The following is an 18,865-nucleotide window of genomic DNA, read 5'->3' as shown; positions in this document are numbered from 1 at the left end:
TATGATTAGGATATGAGCGAAGAATTAAAGCTAGCAATTTTTCAAAAGAAAGAAATCCGTAAACAACTGCACGATGGCCAATGGTGGTTTGTAATTAACGATGTTGTGGCGGTACTTACGGATTCAGCAGATCCCGCTCAGTATCTTCGCAATATGCGCAATCGAGACGAAGAATCATCAAAGTTGTTTGAACCTGTGGAAAAAGGGGTAGTTCAAATTGAACCCCCCCTTGCGTTGCCGTTTGATCCCCTGGTGGAAGGCAGAAGCTATTATCTTGGAGTACAGAGGGGGTTTTCGTTTAGTCCAATCCATTTCGAGTAAGAAAGCAGAACCTTTTAAACGCTGGCTAGCCCGAACGGGATATGAACGTGTTCAAGAAATCGAAGACCCAGAGTTAGCTCAGAAACGTATGAAAGCATTGTATCGAGCTAAAGGTTATGATGATGCATGGATTGAAAGACGCGTACGTGTATAGCAATCCGTCAGGAATTGACCGATAAGTGGGATAGGCGTGGTGTGGATTTGCAACAAGACTACGCCATACTTACTGCAGAAATATCGAAGGCGACATTTGGTATTACGCCGAGCGAATACAAAAAGATAAAAGGTCTTAAACGGCAAAACTTACGCGACCACATGAATGACCTGGAGCTTCTACTTACTCAGTTAGGTGAAGCAGCTACAACTGAAATAGCTAGGACGGATGGCACACAAGGACTGGTTGAGAATAAACAAGCTGCGCAACGAGGAGGATCGGTAGCTGGTAATGCTCGCAAGCAACTTGAATACGAGACGGGTAAGAAGGTGATCAGTCGGAAAAATTACTTACCGCGACAGAATAAAAAGAATCTCGACTAGATCAACTTTGCTGCGTCGTGTTCTGGCGTCTTAAATATTAGGTGCTTATAAAATCATTGAAGTTGCCGTCTGCTAGTCTTAAGTAGCAGACGGCATCCAATCGTCAAAAGACGTATTGGGGTGTGGCTGTTCTTTCGTTCATCTAGACGAACAGGTGGTGCGCCACGTCTCCGTACGGAGGAGCGTCTCCGGTGCCGTTCGTCCTTGCTTCGCGCACCACATCGTTGTAGCGGTAGAGCTTACACGGGTTTGGGCAGCCATCGACCTGACGGGATTGCCAGGCGCTCTGATGTTCTTCGCTGAACCACTGGTCTGTGAACGGACCCTCGTGGATGTTGCCGATCCGCATCGCACGCTGATTCCTGTACAGGATGCAGTGTGCGATGTCACCGTTCGCTTGGATCACTGCGACTAACGGCTTCGCGTCGCAGATGCCAGTCGGGTGACCCCCGGGACGAAGTGTGTCCCAGCGGTTTCCAACACCTCCGAATGCGACCGTGGAACTGCCGCTCTCGTGCAGGTGCTTTCGAGCTGCCCTGATGGCTTGTTGTGCTTCTCGCCAGTAGCTCTGAGGCTGCTCGTCGGTGAGCTCAACCGGCCGATACGTGATGTAATCGACGTTGAGCTCATGAGCCAGTTCGGCTCCCGCCATCACCTCTTCGGCTTGGTGGTTGTACGGGGGCACGACCAGATAGCCAATCCCGAGCTGCCTCGCGTTGGTGATCTGGGGCATCTCCGCACGGAGTCTGCCGATGTTCGTGAGAACCTTGTCGAACTGTCTTGCGGGCACCTTGTGAAGTACCTGGTACGTTGCTGAAAGTGCCGTGTCGAGACTGATGCGCACGAAACGCATGCGCGGGGCGACGGAAAGGATTCGCTCGGCGAGCAGACCGTTGGTGATAAGACCAACCTCCATATCGCCAGCGCCGATCTCGAAGATGTCGCTGATGATACCGGCGATCTCCGGATGGGCGGTAGGTTCACCACCACCCACCAGTTCCACTGCTCGCGTACCGAGTGCGTAGGCTTCTCGGAGCGCTTGCAAGAGTGCAGTGCGGTCGATCCGCACCATCTTCTTACCTTCACCCGAACTGAAGCAGCAGTACACACAACCTTGGTTGCATGCGCCGTCGGTGAGATCGACCTCAATTGTCTGAGGGGCGATCATCGTACTGTTGGCGAGCGCTGCGACCTTTGCTCGGTGGAGCAGAAGCTTGTCGGGGTGAAACGGGTTTGCTTCGGGCATCTCCAACATGGAGAATCCTCTCAAAAAGGGCACGGAGTGTGCCAGCCACGTCACTATAATATCATTGATGCCATGGGACTAATGTAAAATTCATATTTTCGATAAACCAGTTGATATGTACGGCTGGTGCCCATCCCACAATAAATTGCATTGTTGGACTGAGGATTGCATACTGTAAACATAAGCTCCATGTAATAGTTAAGAGAAAGGTGTGAAGCAATGGTAAGTGATACGCAGAAGTCTAAAGGATATAGTAAACGACCATTATGGCAATGGATCCTGCTCTACGTTATTGTAGGTGGACTTATCTATTTTGCCATCTATTATTTCTATATGAGGAATCATGCGAATCCCTATGGAAATTCAAGCCAGTCTCAGTCCACTGCTAGTAGTGGTAGCGTACCACCGGTCAATAATGCTATTTTAACCACCAAGACAGACTCAAAACTTGGACAATATCTGACTGATTCTAACGGGCATCCTCTTTATATTTATGGAGGTGATAGTAATGGAGTGAGTAATTGTACTGGTTCATGTATTTCTTTGTGGCCGGCTTACCAAGATAGCGGTGCGACGACAGGTCTTCCCGCTGGAATAGGGACTATAAAGCGCGCCGATGACGGACAAACGCAATTTACCTATAATGGCATGCCTCTCTATACATTCACTAGTGATAGCAATAACCAAATAACGGGTAATGGGACTTCTAACTTTACCGTTGCAAAACCAGTCGCCAATCCGACACCGTCTACGTCAACAACTTCGTCGTCTTCGAGTGGTGATAGCTCTAATCCAACGAATGGAAGCGGAAGTAGTTGGTAGATTACGGATAATCTACTAGAAATCCTTAAGAACGTCGACACTCACAAAAACGAGTCGTCAACCTATGGGGTGTTGTGAGTTTAGTGCTTGCAGACTATAGGGTAAAGGTAAATCCTAGTACACATCTGCTATTATTAAAGGTATGAGTACAAGCAGTTCTATCGGTTCACAACCAAAAGAAAGAATTGGAAGAGAGTCACTAGTTCAGTCTAAGTGGATTACTATTTATAAAGATGCGGTAAAAAGCAACGATGGTCGCACGCTGGAATATGTGACAGTAGATCGCTCAGACTCGGTTATCATTATTGTCGTAAAAGAGGGCCAATTTATTTTGGGTGGCGAACAGTTTCGTCCAGGCGCCGATGAAAAAACACTCGACTTTGTTGGTGGTAGGGTTGATTCGCTCGAACCAACCGTGGCTGCTGAGATCACGCTAAGGCGTGAGCTTTCCTTAGATGAATCCGTATCGATAGATATAATGCTGGTAACAAAATCACCACTGTACGTAGATAGTGCCTTTTCAAATCAAAAGCTGCATGGGTATATTGTCAACCTAAAGTCGGATGTTACCTTGCCAAGCGATGCCAAGAGCTACACTTACGAGGAGTTGTTAAGAGATCTTAGGTGCTTGCAATGTCGAGCTATACTGCTTGAAGCACGAGTCCAAAATCTACTTTAGGTTATCCTAACAGCATTGGTTGAAAACAATCGATACAAGAAGAGTCTCGTTCGTAGGTTCTTTTGACGTAGATCAACGAAAAAATCTTAGATAGAAGCCTATAAAAACTAACACAATCCCTATGTTGGAGAGTAATCTCGCCCAAAATCGGTCCCTAAAGAATAGCAGGTCTATGGCCACTACGGTTACTATCATGAACAGAACAAATATTACTAATATCAGATTTTTACTCATCGAAATACCCCTGATTAGAAGTATGGATCTGGAAAGCTTCTAGGCCAAGATATGGGATAGTTGTGCGTAATAAAGGTATAATATTTGCATGTCTCGTAACGTTTCCAGAAAACCGACAATTTGTATTGTGACCTGCTACCGACAGCCCGACTATTTACGTGCAGCAACCCTACGCCAAGGTTTAAAGGACAGTAAGGTGTTTGGCGAGGTAATCATCGTTAAAAATCGTCATACCAACGTCTTGCGCTACGCTGATGTTCTACTTGAGCTATTGAAGGTACGTTTTACTAAGAACCCTGATGCGTATTTAATTACCTTTCGGGGGTATGAGATCTTACCACTCATTCTGATGATTGGAGCGGGCAAAAAGATCCTCTACGACGAGTTTATTAATCCAGTAGAGTGGTTTGTGTATGAACATAAACATCTAGTGGGTCCGTTGTCATTTTTCGGCTACCTACTGCGAATTTTTTATAGCAAAATGATGAAATATACGCAGGTGGTTATTGCCGATACAGACTCGCACGCAGGCTACTCCGCAAAACTCATGTCGCTGCCGACGAGTAAATATTTCGTTATTCCTGTAGGAGCAGATGAGTCAATATTTAAGCCACTGCCATCGCCCACTAAAAAACAATTTCGTGTTCTTTACTACGGTAACATGCTGCCGCTACACGGCATTGAGTATGTGCTAGACGCTGCGGTTAAGCTAGCAACCAATAGCAACATAGAATTTCATATCGTTGGCGGTAAGCATGAGGCGGCCGAGGCAGTAAAGAGCGCTCAGTTAAAAGGCGCCCGGATTCTTTACGATAGTTGGGTTGAATACTCTAAACTACCTGAGATTTTTGAGCAGAGTAATGTATGTCTTGGTGGGCCATTTGGTAATACTGTTCAGGCTCAGTATGTCGTGACAGGTAAGACCTACCAGTTTTTAGCTTCGACCCGTGCGACGATCGTTGGTAAAAACCAAGAGACTCGGTTATTTACAGATAAAAAAGATGCGTTAGTGGTCCCTCAAGCAGACTCTGATGCGATTGCTCGCGTCATTGAATGGGCCTACGCGCACCCGAATGAGTTGCAGGTTATTGCTGGAAATGGCCGCAAGTTGTATGAACGTTCGTTCTCATCAAAACAAATTGCCAGCGATCTAAGAAGGCTTTTTACTACTAAACATATTTTTTAGGTGCATACTCGACGACACCGCAAAAAGGCCAATGAGGAATACTATATAAAAGGCTCGGTCTAATACGCCCGCAGCTATTATGGTGCTGAGCGATATGTGGTGAAGTGACTGCGCAAACACAATAAATGTTTCGCGAATACCGATTGCTCCGGGCGTAATCGAGACAAAGAGAGACAAATTAGCACTGGCGCTATATACGAGAGACTGCAAAAAGGAATAACCAGATCCGCCATGAACAGCATTAAGCTCAACAAAGTAAATGGTTGTCATGAGCAGGATTTGTACTATGGTTGTAAAAAATATGACGATAATGAATCTAGATAGACTATCAAAATGAAATCTTTTAGTGCCAAGAATAGTCATCGTAATAGCCAACAGCATGCCTGTGGTTGTCAAGATTGGTATCGAGTTAATAAAAAGCAGTGATCCGTTAATTGCCGCAAAAGCAAAGTAGTAAAAAAGCGTCGCTGCGGTGTAGTCTCGAATTCGCAGCCCAATTTTTTGTTTTAAATAGATGGCTCGAACACCCGGCCCACTTTGTAATGGGCCAAAAAAATTAGCAACAGCCGAGTAAATGGATAAAAAGACTCCATTCTTGAGCGATAGATTCTTCTTACAAAGTCGAATCGTGGCGTACATTATGACAAATTGCGTACCAAGGACACCTAGATACAATATGAGAAGGGCAAAGATGACTCGAGGATTGGTTTGGAGAATACTTGTAACAACGCCCGGTTTAAGGATGATATAGGTGATAAGAAAGGCCAGTGATGCAACAATAACAATGATTGCTAGTGGTTTACGGTGTTGCTTTACCCAGCTAAAGAAGGGTAATTGAGGTAATCTTTGCATTGTTATTATTCTAGCCCAGACTACTTTTTAGCACCAACTATGAGTGGTGTGATAATTTTTTGAGCGGTCACATTAAGACCGGTGAGCGGGTTGTTACCCCAGTACCAAGTAGGGTTGCTATATACGAGATAGGTTAGGGCGCCACCGCCCTGCAGGGCGAGTAGTATTGCGATGACGGCTAGCGAACTTTTCATAGAATTACTTGAACGCCAAAATCTTGCGAGTAGGCTTTTAAAGGCTAAGCCAACAATAGCGAATATAAGAGGTAATAGCGGTATGAGGTAACGTCCATTAATAGCAACCGTTTGATCAAAACGCAGATACTCGGTGTAGTTGACATAGAGTAGACTCAGACAATAAGTGATTATAACTGCTACCAATAACCAAATGTGTATTGTCATCCGGAGGATCGAATGCCAAAAGATCACCGCTAGAGTTATTCCAATTATGCAAATAGCGCATGCCATTGTAACTGGTATAGGAAACGGCGCATATTCTGTGAAGTCGTAGTTGATCGCAAAATAAAGCCGATAGAGTAGAGATTCTATCCAGGATATCAAAAAAACAGGCAAAATATCATGTGATGGTCGGGACGACGATGACTTGGCCGTTGTCTCAAGAAGATAGTTACGCGCCCAAGGTCCATACTGCATGCAGTGATCTAACGTTTCTACTCTATTACAATCTGGTTGTATATTATGGTATTTAACTACGTTTATTGCGTATCGCTGCAGGAATAAGCCGCTGCTCACTGCTAACATCACGATGAGACCTATTTTTATACGAAGTTGCAGACTATGGGTTGATTTAACAAAGTTGGAGAGTATTTCTTTAGGATGACTACGCAACACGATAATCACAAGATAGGCGAGGCTGGCCACAAATATTGGCAAATAGACGTATTTAACTAGGCTAGTTAGCATACCCAAAGTAATTACAAGGCTAAGCCCGCGAATGCTCATTTGATGGTCTTCTGCTGTGGTTTGGGCGCACGACAGCACAAGCAGCAAGTTAATTGGCACAAGCAAGAAGAGCATATTATCGTAGTTGATATGAGCTGCTAGAAATGGTGTAACAGGCAAAAGCACTAGCATAAGAAGTGAAAAATTGACTAATGCTGATGATACACCGATCCTAAGAAGTAGCTTGCGAAAAGCAAACAATCCACCGGTGAATAGTCCTATATTAAGAAAGCGCATAATAATTACCTGACCTACAAAATTATGCACAAAAAGGCCAATGAGACGATACGGGAAACTCATCAAATAATGATAAAGATACGATGGATCATGAGTTAATTCACCAAATTGACCAGAATCAGGAGGGGTAGAGGTGAGAATTGGACTCCATTGATGGGCGTAGATTTGAATAATACCAAAGTGAAAACTTTCATCGAAAGCCATCGGATATGCGGCGGTTAGAGCAAACCATCCTGCTCCGGCCACAAGTACGCCAACCACCACGTAGAAGAATTTTTTTGATCCAAGAATGGTAATTATTTTTTGAGCTATGGAACTAGGTTTACTCATCTGATTGTAAATTCTGTGTCTTGTCTCTACCGAATTCTATTCGTTTTAGTCGCTCGAGTGTGTCCTCATGTAAAACGCGGTTAATTCGTTGAAGATCGGCAATAACACCAAGCGCCAATGATAGTAGAGATGCTGTTACGAGGGTTACTCCCAATATGAGAGATTGTAGGTGAGCACCACTGTGTTGGCTCACGAGTTTATTGATAGCGTAGCTGATAAACGGTATCGAACCGGCAATAAACAAGAACAGTCCCAACCAACCAAAGAAAGCAAATGGCTTAAACATAAAATAACTGCGCGTAATAGCTTGAGCTGATTTTGCCATGTGGTGCCAGCTATTTTTAAATAAGCGTGATTCACGCATTTTCGGGTTTGTGTCAATTGCGAGACTCGTTATACGTAAATGCTTATTCCCAGCCTGAACGATTGTTTCCATGGTGTAGCTAAACTGTGTGATGACATTTAGTCGATAAAGTGACTCGCGTGAATACGCACGAAAGCCGCTTGCAGCGTCTGGTAGATTACTGCCTGCTGCTTGGTTGACGACATAGGTGCCAAAGCGTTGCATAGTCTTTTTGAAGCGGGAAAAATGAGCAATCTGATGAGTCTGACGGTCGCCAATTACCATGTCAGCTTCATTACGAAGAATTGGCTGTACAAGATCACCGATACGTTCTTGAGGATATTGGTTATCTCCGTCAGTGTTGACGACAATATCAGCACCATGAGCAAGAGCATAGTTAATTCCGTCATGGAATGACCGAGCAAGACCCTGGTTGTGGGCGTGCTTCACAAAATGTTTGACACCTAGTTTTTTGGCGACAGCTATAGTCTTATCTGTTGATCCATCATCGATAATCAAGACCTCTATCTTATCGACACCTGGGATAGACTTCGGCATACTCTTTAGTACAAGCGGTAAAGTGTCCTCTTCATTTAGACAGGGCACCTGAATAAAAACCTTCATAATACCTATTGTACTCGACAAGTTTAATTTAACCTGAGTCTGATATAAATTTCTGTAATGAGATCGGCTTATTCTATGGCACTAGGACGTAGGGAGTATACTAGAAAATAGGTTAGATCCGATGTTATTTTTATAGTAAATCGTAAAAATAAGAGATATATTTCTCTTAGAGTGGGACGATCATTATGTCAGAACAAAAACACGAGCATATTTTACACCAGTTATTTACGCACCCGGTAGCGCGTAACATTAAGTGGGCGGAGCTCATCGCGGCGCTATCGACTGTTGGGGACCTGCAGGTTGAAAAAAATGGCAGCTATCGCCTTACTCGTGGTGGTCATACGCTTGTTCTTGAGGCGCGTGGTAAAGATGTTGACGTGGAGGAAATTCTTAAACTGCGTCATTTTCTAGAATCAAGCGAGACGCCGGACACTATCGAGCCTGATCTTATAAACACGAGCATTGTTGCTATCGATCACCATCAAGCAGTCATCTATCATAACCCAGGTACTAAGATGGAGCCTGTAAAGCTCCACGCCAACCTAACGGAAGAACGAATTCTTCATTCACACCCTACAACTGCACCTTTTCATGAGCAGAGCCCATTACCAGAGAAGGACTACTTCGAATCGGTTGTTAAAGAGATGGCAAAAAGCGAACGAATTGTCGTGTTAAGTCACGGCACGGGAACAAGTAATGCAGGACTGCAGCTTATGGATGTTGTACATAAAAATCATCCAGAACTGGAAAATAGAGTAGTTGCCATGAAAGATTGTGATCTTGAGGCTATGACTGACCCCGAACTCGTAAAACTTGGGATTGAATCCCTTCAGGCGTAGCTTACTCGTCGTAATTTGGACCGTCTACGGGGTGATGGTATGCTAACAGCATACGTTATGAAAAAAGTAGCCAAACTCGTTATCGTTGACCCTCGCGGTCGACACCTACTAATGTATAGGAGTAACCATCCTGTTTTTGGAGATGATCCTGATCTCCCGGGTGGTACATTAGAAGAAGGCGAGCAGCCACTCGAGACAATGGTTCGTGAAGTTTACGAAGAGGCTGGTATCGTGATTGATGGAGCCACGGTGCAAGAAGTTTATGTAGGTACGGACTATTCTACGCGTGGAACGCAGGACTCATTGTATATGACTGCACTACAAGCTACACCTCAGGTACTGATGAGTTGGGAGCATTCTAGTTATGAATGGCTCACCCGAGATGCATTTCTAGAAAAAGCGAAAAGTGCCAACGATACCTACATGCATATGGTATATGATGTTATGAACGCAATGAAAGTTGATGATTATGTACAAAGTTCAGAATGATAGATATCGAAAAGCAAGGGGTGGCTCATCGCGCATTTTGGCTGTTTCGTGTGAAGGCTGCGGTAATCATGTAACGTATTACCAAAAAGATGGTCCTGGGATGCTAAAACGCATGTATATTGACAGGTTTATAGAGACGAAACCAGAGGCTGCAGAACTTGTTTGCGAATCGTGCGGCCGTGTTCTGGGAATGCTTATTACCTACAAAAAGGAAAACAGACTAGCCTATAGGCTATTTGCTGGATCGGTGATTAAAAAGATTGTAAGAAGAGATTCTATAGCCTAGATTAAAACGGATTTATATAATGCAGCGACTCATCATCATTAGGGGGAACTCCGGTAGTGGAAAATCTACGGTCGCTAAAAAACTGCAGCATAAAATGGGCTACGGGACGATGCTTATTCCACAGGACGTGGTTCGCCGGGAGATACTGCGAGTAAAGGATGAGACAGACAATCCAAGCATTCAGCTTGTGTACGATCTTGCGATGTACGGCAGTAAGATTGGTTATAACGTTATCGTTGAGGGTATCTTTGTAGATGAGAGGTACGGTGACACGCTCCGTAGGTTGATAGAGGATTTTAACGGACAAGCTTTTGTCTACTATTTCGATATACCTATTGAAACAACATTAAAGCGGCATATTACCAAGCCCAATGCTCATGAATTTGGTGAAAAAGAGTTGCGTAGTTTGTGGGTGGAAAAAGACTATCTGGGTGTTGTAAATGAAAAATATATTCCAGTTCACATGAAAGAAGATGAGATTGTTGAAATGTTCTTAGACGATGTCAGGCGGCATGACATGGTACGATAAGTACATAGAATAATGTGCGGGAGGGTTTATGGAACAGAAAATTACGCCTAATCTATGGTTTAATGGCAATGCAAAAGAGGCTGTCGATTTTTACATATCGGTATTTCCGAATAGCGAGATTGTCGCAACACAGTACTATCCAAGTAGTGCTGAAGAGGGTCTTGCTGATTTCCAGAAGGAGATGGCGGGTAAAGAACTGGTCATCGAATATAAACTGAACGACCAGCACTTCACTGCTATTAATGCGGGTCCAGAGTTTACGTTTAGTGAGGCGATTTCATTTGCGATTTCTTGTAAGGATCAAGAAGAAATTGATTACTACTGGGGAAGGCTATCGCATGTCCCTGAGGCTGAGCAATGTGGCTGGTGCAAAGATCAGTTTGGTTTAAGCTGGCAGGTTGTGCCTGTCAACATGGGCGAGCTCATGCAGCGACCGAACGCCTACGCACACATGATGCAAATGAAGAAACTGGTTGTTAACGATTTTTAGCAGAGGAGTATGAGTGCGCCAAAAGATACCCATCCATAGAGAAGATGACGGAGAGTTTCTCGGTTTTATTGCGCAAGATGCAGCCGGTTGGGATGCACAGACAATTTTCGGTTACAGTATTTTGCGGACAACAAACAAAACGACAGCTGAAGACACAGTACGCGCGAAAGGTCTCGGCTTTTTGACTGGACTTTGGCAATACTTTGATAAAGACGATCAAGATTGGCACCCGTGTGTTTTAAAAGAAGCCCATGAACATCAGGTAACCGTTATTCGTACAAACTATATGGGCTACCGAGATCCAGATGATTTTAAAATCGTTATCATTGATAGTCCAGATGAGACAAAACTGATCAAAACGACATAAGATAGGAATATGAGAAAACCACGCCTTATTTTACTTAACGGTTTTGCCGGATCTGGCAAAACCACGATTGGAAAAGAATATATTAACGAGCACCCTCTTACTCTGCTTATTGAGGGAGATGAGCTGATTGTTAACATCGGTCAGTGGCTGTCAAATGAACTTGAAGCTCGCAGCCATGTATTCGAACTTACTAAGGCTATGACAAAAACACATCTTGCTGTGGGTAGGGACGTGGTTTTGCCGTATTTAGTAGTAGACGCCAGTCATGTGATATCTTTTGAGCAGATCGCAACAAGTTATGGTGCTGATTTTTATGAATTTCTAGTATTCAATGGTAAAGATACCGCAATCGAAAGGTTAATGAAGCGTGGAACGTGGGGCGAAGCCGGGCAGGATCCACTCACTGAGAAGGATAAACCCGTTATTGAAGCGCTTTACGACACTATGGAGTCGCAACTTGAACACAGAAAAGACGCTGTCAGGATAGTGATGGACGGCAAAACGGTTGAGGCTGTTTACGATGAACTAAAGGGTTATTTAAAGAATTCGTAAGCAGTAATTAGGTAGAAACGCCATAAAGGCGCATACTGATACTAGTAGGCATAGTAATTTGCCATAATGATGAAAGGTCTTTTATGTCTAAGGACAAAGGAAGAAAAGAAGTAAAGAAGCCTAAAAAACAGAAAGTTGCTGTTTAGATGAGCAAACCTGGCGCATCTCAAAGATTTCTCGATTCTGAGGAAGCGATGTTGCTGCGCGAAGAACTATTAAAGATGGTTGATGATCCTTGTTTTAATACATCATCAACTTACACAACTGATTCTTCGGACAGATTATTATTTGTTGATAAGCACATGAATTATATGAGCAAATACTCGAATATTAATCCCCGTCAGTATCTTTCTAATTTAAAGATGAAGACTCGGATCAGTTCTTAACTTAAGAATAGAGAAACGATAGCAGCGATTCCTGCGGCAGTCATAATGCCGACGACGATCCAGCCAATGGTCGTGGTGAGTTTCTTGTTGACCCATTTACCCATGACTTTTCGGTTGCTACTTATAAGTACGATCGGGACGAGAACCATAGGCGCCACGATGCCATTCGCAACAGCTGAGTAGATAAGCGCTTTTATTGGGTTGAGGCCAATAAAGTTAATTCCAAGTCCAACCAGCATAGAGATAATGATGACTCCATAAAAAGCGTAGGCTTGCTTGAGATTTTTACTTAGACCCTCACTCCAACGAAAGCTTTCCGACATAGCGTACGAGTTAGATCCAGCGAGCACTGGAATGGCAAGCATACCTGTTCCGATGATACCAATCGCAAATAAGAAGTAGGTCGCGTCGCCGGCAAACGGACGAAGAGCTTCAGCTGCTTGTGCAGCGGATTGAATGTCGATAATTCCGTGAGGAAAGAGAATTGCTCCGCAGGCTGCAATAATGAAGAACATAACGATATTAGAGAGGAACATGCCTGACCATACGTCAAGTCGCATGCTCTTAATCTGCTCGTTAGAAGTACCGCGACGTAGTAAGACGGTTGTTTGGCCTTGGGCAATTTCATCTTCAACCTCTTGGGACGTCTGCCAAAAAAACAGGTATGGTGAAATTGTTGTACCGAGAATGGCACAAATAAGTAGAAGCTCATCTTTGTTAAACGTAATCGTAGGAATAAAGGCGTGTGACATAACCTCACCCCAGTTAAGGTGTGCGAGAATGGCGGATGCAATATAGGCAAACAATACCATTGCAAGCCATTTTAGATACCTAGCATAGCGCTGATAGGGGGTGAAAATCTGAAGTCCAAGTGTCAAGACTGTAAAACCGATTACAAGAACAGTAAAGTTCCAGCTAGGATTTAGTAGTTGAGCGGCCTTTGCCATGGCACCAAGATCAGCTCCTATATTAAAGGCGTTTGCTGCGAATAATAAAAGAGTAGAAACATACAAAACCTTACGTGAAAAGTGCGAACGTATATTTGCGGCAAGACCGCGCCCTGTTACGAGGCCAATGCGAGCACACATTTCCTGAACAACGGCCATTAATGGAAGTGTAAATGCAGAGAGCCATAGAAGGCTAAAGCCGTACTGCGCGCCGGTCTGTGAGTAAGTGGCAATACCAGATGGGTCATCATCAGATGCGCCAGTTGTAAGGCCTGGTCCGAGTGCATGCCAATAGTCACGAGACTTTTTTAATGTTTTGCCGTTTTGTAAACGACGCCCGATATCTTCGGTCGTCTCTATCGTTTTCTCTAGCAACTCTGCTGGAGTTTCTACGGTTTTTCTAAATAAGCCTTTTTTCATCAATTTTTATGTCTTACTGGGTAATAATTCAAGTATACAGGTTACCGGTGATAATTATAGCGTAAAATATAGTATGCTAGTCAAAGTTACCATAAGCAGTAGGAAGTCTCATGAAAGAAACAGCAAAAAAAGAGGTCCACCACCGGAGCTCACTCCGTAAAAAAGAGCACGAAGCCTACAATATTAGTAAGCGTGTGTTTGAGCGACGTCGGTTTAGTCGCTTTGTGCGGATTTTGGGGCCGGGGATTGTCACAGGAGCGGCAGACGATGATCCGTCTGGTATTGCCACTTACTCACAGACCGGTGCGCAGTATGGCTTCGGACTGCTGTGGGTATTTCCTTTTATGTTTCCTCTGCTTCTTGCAGTGCAAGAGAGCTGCTCTCGTATTGGTGCAGTAACTGGTAAGGGTCTGGCTGCGATTATTAAACAACACTATAGTAAAAAGTTGCTATTTATGTCGGTGACTTTGGTCGTTGTTGCGAATATTGTGAATATTGGGTCTGACCTTGGTGCTATGGCCGCTACAACACAATTATTTGTCAATTTGCCGTACGCCCTTCTAGCGACAATATATTCTGCAATCATCGTTCTGCTAGTGGTGTTTGTAAACTACAAGACCTATGCCAAGATTCTTAAGTGGTTGGCACTCGCTCTTTTATCCTACCCTGTAACGGCGTTTTTGGTAGGTCAAAATTGGGGAGAGATTTTTCAACATACGTTTACGACTATTCCAAGTTTCAATCTCGATACGATGTATATATTAGTGGGTCTTTTAGGCACGACTATCTCACCGTATCTATTTTTCTGGGATACGTCTGAGATTGTGGAAGAGGAGATTTCAAAACATCGTCTCAACTCAAAAAGTATTAGTCCTAAAATAAATAAACATTTTTTACGCAGTGTCCGTCTCGATAACTTCACGGGAATGGCGCTCGCGACGGTAACAGCATGGTTTATTGTTATTGTATGCGCGTCGGTATTATTTAAAAATGGTATTACCGAAATCAATACGGCGTCAGATGCAGCTCATGCGCTCGAGCCTCTTGTGAATAATTTTCCAAACGCGGGACTTATAGCCAAACTTATCTTCTCGGTAGGTATTATTGGTATTGGACTTTTGGCGGTCCCAGTCTTGGCTGGTTCATCGTCGTACGCTATTAGCGAATCCGTAGGTTGGACAGAGGGCTTATATCATAAATTTAAACGTGCTGCAGGTTTCTATGTCGTGATTATTCTTGCGACCGTTGTTGGCTTGCTTATTAATTTTCTTGGAATCGACCCTATTAAAGCCCTCATCTTTACGGCGGTGTTTAATGGAATCGCCGCGGTCCCACTTTTATTCATGATCGCAAAGGTAGGTAATAACCAAACAATTATGGGTGAATACAAAAATGGTCGGGTCTCTAACTTTTTTGTGCGTTTGGCGTTTGTCGTAATGGCGGCAGCGGTTTTGGTATTATTATTCTCATACCTAAAGAGCTTGTAGGCATCTACTGACAATTGCTATACAATATATTGTATGAAGCATAAGCCATTCACACCAGAGAAACTGCAGCGACAAATCTTAGGCCAACTACGGATGCTTGGTGTGGAGCTGGTGCTAGGCATGGCTCTTAATTTAATTGGTGAAGATTCGACAGGTGTCATGAAGATGATCTACTTTACCGCGTTAGCGCTCCACATTCTTATCGCTTTTGGAATTGTAGGAGGCGCAATCTCGATTGCAGTCAAAGAGAAGAGCGCTCTTGCAATATGGGCAGCTACTGTAGCTGGCTCCACGCTTGTTAGTGGCATGCTTACTGAGGCGCTAAAGCAAAATGTGTGGTCATTTGTTATGGCATGCGGATTTTTGATTACTGGCTGGATGTACGGTGTATTATATGTCCGAGTTGATCGTCAGTTACGGTAGAGGCGGTCATTTTACGCATTATACTGCAACTGTCCTCGTATCAAACATACAATAACATTGTGTAGCAAAAGGAGGGGATATGGACGAAGCAAGTACCAGACAAAAGATACGCGCCGCCTATAACCGGTTGCAGAATAGTCGAGGCTCTACATCTGAGGCGGCTATAAAATCTCATAGTCGTTCCGTGGATCACCATATAGATGCCATTCACAAGGCAAGTGATGGAGAATGGAACGAAACCGTTGCTCGTGAGTATGTGCAAAATCTTGAAACACAGTTCGAAGAAGAAATAGAAGCTTCGGGGATAGGGTTCCGCAGTCAAGAAGCGGAAGATACGATCACACCAGAGGAGACAGATGATCCGGTTCGAGAACTTGGCGTTCCGTCTCGTGAACTGCGTGATGAGCTACGTAAACTTGAGGGTGAAGATGATGATTACGATGGCGATGACATGCGCGAATATGTCGAAGATCAGGATGATGATCCGGACGACAACATGAATAAGTATCGTTAAAAACTGAGATAGATGTGGTACAACTGTTAAGAGTTATGTCACGTCCTCTTACCTTGTTATCTGATCAAGTAGATGCCCGCGAAATTGAGGTTGTTTTGCGTGAGCTAGGAGCAGTCTTGCAGAAAGGGGTAGTTGGCGACGTCGTTGAACTCGGTTGTTATATCGGTACAACCAGCGTCTTTTTAGCCCAACGGCTTAAAGGAACTGACTGTAACCTATACTTGTATGACTCGTTCGAAGGGCTGCCTCCAAAAACTTATCAAGATGAAAGTCCTGCGGGCCTTCAGTTTAAAACAGGTGAATTACTTGCGACAAAAAAGCAGCTTATTAAAAATCTCAAGCAGGCGAACGTTCCTATGCCGGCTATTAAGAAAGGCTGGTTTTCTGATTTAACGACAGACGATATGCCAGCCAAAATCTCGTTCGCTTTTTTAGATGGAGACTATTACCATTCGGTACGAGATTCACTTATGCTTATATGGAATCAGCTTGCTCCACATGCTACTATTGTGGTTGATGATTACGCCAATGAGGCGCTTCCTGGAGCAGCTCAAGCTGTGGACGAATGGCTTGCTCGTCATCCGGCAAAATTACAGGTCGAACATTCTCTCGCAATAATTCATACTTGACATACTTTTCATACTCATTATACTAAGAATAGTAAAAGGAGTACGAAATCCTATGGGTAAACCCCTCACCACTGATAAAAAGTTATATGGCACGTCTACCGTCGGCACAAAAGGTCAGATTGTCATTCCTTCGGATGCCCGCGAGGAGCTTGATATCAAACCTGGTGACCGCATGTATGTCATGAGCGCGATGCATGGTGCGGGCGTTGTTCTTCTCAAGGAAGAAATGCTCGAATCATTCGTTGAAGAAATGATGGCACAAGTAGAAGTATTTCGTACGCTCAAAAAAAAAGAAAATAAGGAGTAGTATCATATGCACCATCATCTGAGCCTGCGAAGCAAGCTTATTATCATGGCGTCCGTCATGGCAAGTTTGTTTCTTGTGGCGCTCGACCAAACCATTATTTCGACAGCGCTCGGTAAGATCGTTGAAGATTTCAATGCCTACTCATCACTCTCATGGGTGGTAACGGCATACCTTATAACAACCACTATTACGACACCTATCGCTGGTAAGTTCTCGGATATGTTCGGTCGCCGCTTGATGATTCTCATCGGCGTTGTGATCTTTACGGCTGGGTCGCTCCTCAGTGGCATGAGTGGTAATATTAACGAGCTGATTATGTCTCGAGCTTTCCAGGGTATTGGTGGTGGTATTATTACCGCGAATGCCTTTACGATTGTTGGTGACCTTTTTGCAGCTCGTGAACGCGGCCGTTGGCAGGGATTGATTGGTTCAGTCTTTGGTATCGCATCGTTTATTGGGCCACTTCTTGGTGGATTCCTTACCGAATCCCACCAGGTAATGAGCTGGGTGACAGACTGGCGCTGGACATTCTTTATCAACATTCCTATTGGTGTTTTGGCATTTACCATTATCGCGATCTTCTGTCCACCACTTAAGCACGAGAACAAGCCAAGTATCGACTATGTAGGTGCTGGACTGATGGCTGTTATTCTTGCAACACTCGTACTCGCTCTCGACAATACCGATAAGGTCTTCGCCGATCTTCTCAACTCAACGCATATGGGTCTATTTACGCTTCGTCTGATTATGACGGCAATCATCGTAGTTGCTCTTGGCGCGTTTATCTTTGTTGAACGTCGTGTTAAGGAACCTATTCTTCGACTCGAGTTCTTTAAGAGTAATAACTTCCTTGTTCTGACCGCTGTTGCTATCTTTGTAGGTGCGGCTATGATGGGGTCAATCTTGTACCTTACACAGTTCAACCAGCAAGTATTTGGTGCTTCGCCAACAACATCGGGGCTTATGTTGCTTCCGATGATCGGTGGACTCGTCGTCGCCAGTATTGGTACCGGTCAGCTTGTCAGCCGATTCGGCAAATATAAACGCTTTATGATCATTGGATTCGTTCTCTCGACCATTGCTATCGCTGCACTGACAACGCTAACACCGTCGACGGCATTTATCCAAGAAGCTGCAATCATGGTCTTTGTAGGTGCCGGTATCGGTATGGCAATGCCACTCATGAATATCGCCGTTCAGAATGAATTTGATCAACGATATCTCGGTATGGCTACGAGCTCGGTTCAGCTCTTCCGTGGGCTCGGTTCAGCTATCGGTACAGCTGTATTCGGAAGCTTGCTTACACTCGGTATTGCGAACTCACTTGGTGATATGTCAAAAGATCCGTATGTTCAGACTCTTAAGCAAGCCCCTGCGATTACTCAGAAGCTCGGTAGCTTAGATGACGCAAATACGCTTCTAACGATCAACTCACCAGACGTTCGTACGAAGATTATTGATGGCTTTGATCAGTCACTCAGCAAGGCGCCGCTGCCAGCATCTATTGTTGCTAAAGCCAAAGATGACTTTAAGACTCAGCAAGATAACTACAGCGCCAAGATTGTAAACGCTTTCTCGGAGAGTCTTCATACGATCTTTGTGTCGACAGCTGGTATTATGTTGCTAGCATTGCTTCTCAGTCTCGCTATTAAAGAACGTCCATTAGGTGCGGCTTCTATCGAAGCAACTCCCGGCGAACAATAAACCATCCATTTTACAAAAAAGCGCCAGGTATTAGATAACCTGGTGCTTTTATTTTCTATAAAGCTCCGTTGTTTATTCTGCAATGAAAAGACTGTTGTTCTAGTTCCGCATTTTCTCTATTAT

The 18,865-nt window shown here is 44.2% G+C and carries 23 protein-coding genes; 18 read left to right on the top strand and 5 right to left on the bottom strand.

Going from position 1 to position 18,865, the window contains the following annotated elements:
• The first annotated feature begins 12 nt into the window (after positions 1-12).
• A complete protein-coding gene (locus VLG36_03090) occupies positions 13-321 on the top strand; it encodes a hypothetical protein (GenBank protein ID HSW77757.1) in 309 nt (102 codons plus the stop codon).
• 195 nt (positions 322-516) lie between these two features.
• A complete protein-coding gene (locus tag VLG36_03085; protein ID HSW77756.1) occupies positions 517-858 on the top strand; it encodes a hypothetical protein in 342 nt (113 codons plus the stop codon).
• 142 nt (positions 859-1,000) lie between these two features.
• On the opposite strand, the gene VLG36_03080 is transcribed toward VLG36_03085, so the two are convergent.
• A complete protein-coding gene (locus tag VLG36_03080) occupies positions 1,001-2,158 on the bottom strand; it encodes a radical SAM/SPASM domain-containing protein (GenBank protein HSW77755.1) in 1,158 nt (385 codons plus the stop codon).
• Between the two features lie 165 nt (positions 2,159-2,323).
• On the opposite strand from VLG36_03080, the gene VLG36_03075 reads away from it, so the two are divergent.
• From VLG36_03075 to VLG36_03065, 3 genes are all read left to right on the top strand, one after another.
• Positions 2,324-2,926, top strand: coding sequence for a hypothetical protein (locus tag VLG36_03075; protein ID HSW77754.1), 603 nt, complete (start codon positions 2,324-2,326; stop codon positions 2,924-2,926).
• A 142-nt stretch (positions 2,927-3,068) separates the two neighbouring features.
• Complete coding sequence (locus VLG36_03070) at positions 3,069-3,605, top strand: hypothetical protein (GenBank protein ID HSW77753.1); 537 nt, start codon at positions 3,069-3,071, stop codon at positions 3,603-3,605.
• A gap of 322 nt (positions 3,606-3,927) precedes the next feature.
• Positions 3,928-5,025 carry a glycosyltransferase gene (locus VLG36_03065; protein HSW77752.1) on the top strand — a complete coding sequence of 366 codons (1,098 nt, stop codon included), beginning with the start codon at positions 3,928-3,930 and terminating at the stop codon, positions 5,023-5,025.
• Here the strand turns inward: VLG36_03065 and VLG36_03060 are convergent.
• The 3 genes from VLG36_03060 to VLG36_03050 are packed head-to-tail and all read right to left on the bottom strand — an operon-like array spanning position 4,990 to position 8,373.
• A complete protein-coding gene (locus VLG36_03060) occupies positions 4,990-5,877 on the bottom strand; it encodes a hypothetical protein (protein HSW77751.1) in 888 nt (295 codons plus the stop codon). The genes VLG36_03065 and VLG36_03060 overlap by 36 nt on opposite strands.
• Before the next feature lie 20 nt (positions 5,878-5,897).
• On the bottom strand, positions 5,898-7,406 hold the full coding sequence (locus VLG36_03055; protein ID HSW77750.1) for a hypothetical protein: 1,509 nt from the start codon (positions 7,404-7,406) through the stop codon (positions 5,898-5,900).
• Positions 7,399-8,373: a glycosyltransferase family 2 protein gene (locus tag VLG36_03050; GenBank protein HSW77749.1), complete on the bottom strand. Its 975-nt coding sequence runs from the start codon at positions 8,371-8,373 to the stop codon at positions 7,399-7,401. Before VLG36_03050 ends, VLG36_03055 begins: the two co-directional genes overlap by 8 nt.
• 185 nt (positions 8,374-8,558) lie before the next feature.
• On the opposite strand from VLG36_03050, the gene VLG36_03045 reads away from it, so the two are divergent.
• The 7 genes from VLG36_03045 to VLG36_03015 are packed head-to-tail and all read left to right on the top strand — an operon-like array spanning position 8,559 to position 11,925.
• Positions 8,559-9,212: a hypothetical protein gene (locus VLG36_03045; GenBank protein ID HSW77748.1), complete on the top strand. Its 654-nt coding sequence runs from the start codon at positions 8,559-8,561 to the stop codon at positions 9,210-9,212.
• A gap of 57 nt (positions 9,213-9,269) precedes the next feature.
• A complete protein-coding gene (locus VLG36_03040; GenBank protein ID HSW77747.1) occupies positions 9,270-9,701 on the top strand; it encodes an NUDIX hydrolase in 432 nt (143 codons plus the stop codon).
• Complete coding sequence (locus VLG36_03035) at positions 9,682-9,987, top strand: hypothetical protein (protein ID HSW77746.1); 306 nt, start codon at positions 9,682-9,684, stop codon at positions 9,985-9,987. Before VLG36_03040 ends, VLG36_03035 begins: the two co-directional genes overlap by 20 nt.
• Positions 9,988-10,006: 19 nt before the next feature.
• Positions 10,007-10,516, top strand: coding sequence for an AAA family ATPase (locus VLG36_03030; GenBank protein ID HSW77745.1), 510 nt, complete (start codon positions 10,007-10,009; stop codon positions 10,514-10,516).
• A 28-nt stretch (positions 10,517-10,544) separates the two neighbouring features.
• Entirely contained in the window at positions 10,545-11,006 is a 462-nt protein-coding gene (locus VLG36_03025) for a VOC family protein (protein HSW77744.1), read from the top strand.
• Positions 11,007-11,019: 13 nt separating this feature from the next.
• Positions 11,020-11,373, top strand: a complete 354-nt coding sequence (locus VLG36_03020; protein ID HSW77743.1) for a hypothetical protein — start codon at positions 11,020-11,022, stop codon at positions 11,371-11,373.
• Positions 11,374-11,382: 9 nt separating this feature from the next.
• The gene (locus VLG36_03015; GenBank protein ID HSW77742.1) at positions 11,383-11,925 is read left to right on the top strand and encodes an AAA family ATPase; all 543 of its coding nucleotides are present in this window, start codon (positions 11,383-11,385) and stop codon (positions 11,923-11,925) included.
• 382 nt (positions 11,926-12,307) lie between these two features.
• Here the strand turns inward: VLG36_03015 and VLG36_03010 are convergent, their stop codons facing one another.
• Positions 12,308-13,678, bottom strand: coding sequence for a divalent metal cation transporter (locus VLG36_03010; protein ID HSW77741.1), 1,371 nt, complete (start codon positions 13,676-13,678; stop codon positions 12,308-12,310).
• A gap of 110 nt (positions 13,679-13,788) precedes the next feature.
• Here VLG36_03010 and VLG36_03005 point away from each other — a divergent pair, with 110 nt between their 5' ends.
• The 6 genes from VLG36_03005 to VLG36_02980 all read left to right on the top strand — a co-directional run bounded on the left by VLG36_03005 (position 13,789) and on the right by VLG36_02980 (position 18,742).
• Positions 13,789-15,165, top strand: a complete 1,377-nt coding sequence (locus VLG36_03005) for a divalent metal cation transporter (GenBank protein ID HSW77740.1) — start codon at positions 13,789-13,791, stop codon at positions 15,163-15,165.
• 33 nt (positions 15,166-15,198) lie between these two features.
• Positions 15,199-15,588, top strand: a complete 390-nt coding sequence (locus tag VLG36_03000) for a hypothetical protein (protein HSW77739.1) — start codon at positions 15,199-15,201, stop codon at positions 15,586-15,588.
• A gap of 79 nt (positions 15,589-15,667) precedes the next feature.
• Positions 15,668-16,102 carry a hypothetical protein gene (locus VLG36_02995; GenBank protein ID HSW77738.1) on the top strand — a complete coding sequence of 145 codons (435 nt, stop codon included), beginning with the start codon at positions 15,668-15,670 and terminating at the stop codon, positions 16,100-16,102.
• A gap of 14 nt (positions 16,103-16,116) precedes the next feature.
• Positions 16,117-16,731 carry a TylF/MycF/NovP-related O-methyltransferase gene (locus tag VLG36_02990; GenBank protein HSW77737.1) on the top strand — a complete coding sequence of 205 codons (615 nt, stop codon included), beginning with the start codon at positions 16,117-16,119 and terminating at the stop codon, positions 16,729-16,731.
• A gap of 52 nt (positions 16,732-16,783) precedes the next feature.
• A complete protein-coding gene (locus VLG36_02985; GenBank protein ID HSW77736.1) occupies positions 16,784-17,038 on the top strand; it encodes an AbrB/MazE/SpoVT family DNA-binding domain-containing protein in 255 nt (84 codons plus the stop codon).
• Between the two features lie 6 nt (positions 17,039-17,044).
• Positions 17,045-18,742 carry an MDR family MFS transporter gene (locus tag VLG36_02980; protein ID HSW77735.1) on the top strand — a complete coding sequence of 566 codons (1,698 nt, stop codon included), beginning with the start codon at positions 17,045-17,047 and terminating at the stop codon, positions 18,740-18,742.
• Positions 18,743-18,865 lie beyond the last annotated feature (123 nt).

The organism is Candidatus Chromulinivoraceae bacterium (genome assembly GCA_035478595.1).
GTDB lineage: Bacteria > Patescibacteriota > Saccharimonadia > Saccharimonadales > Saccharimonadaceae > CAMLKC01.
The sequence above is the reverse complement of the archived record's forward strand: the minus strand, read 5'-3'. Positions and strand labels throughout refer to the sequence as shown.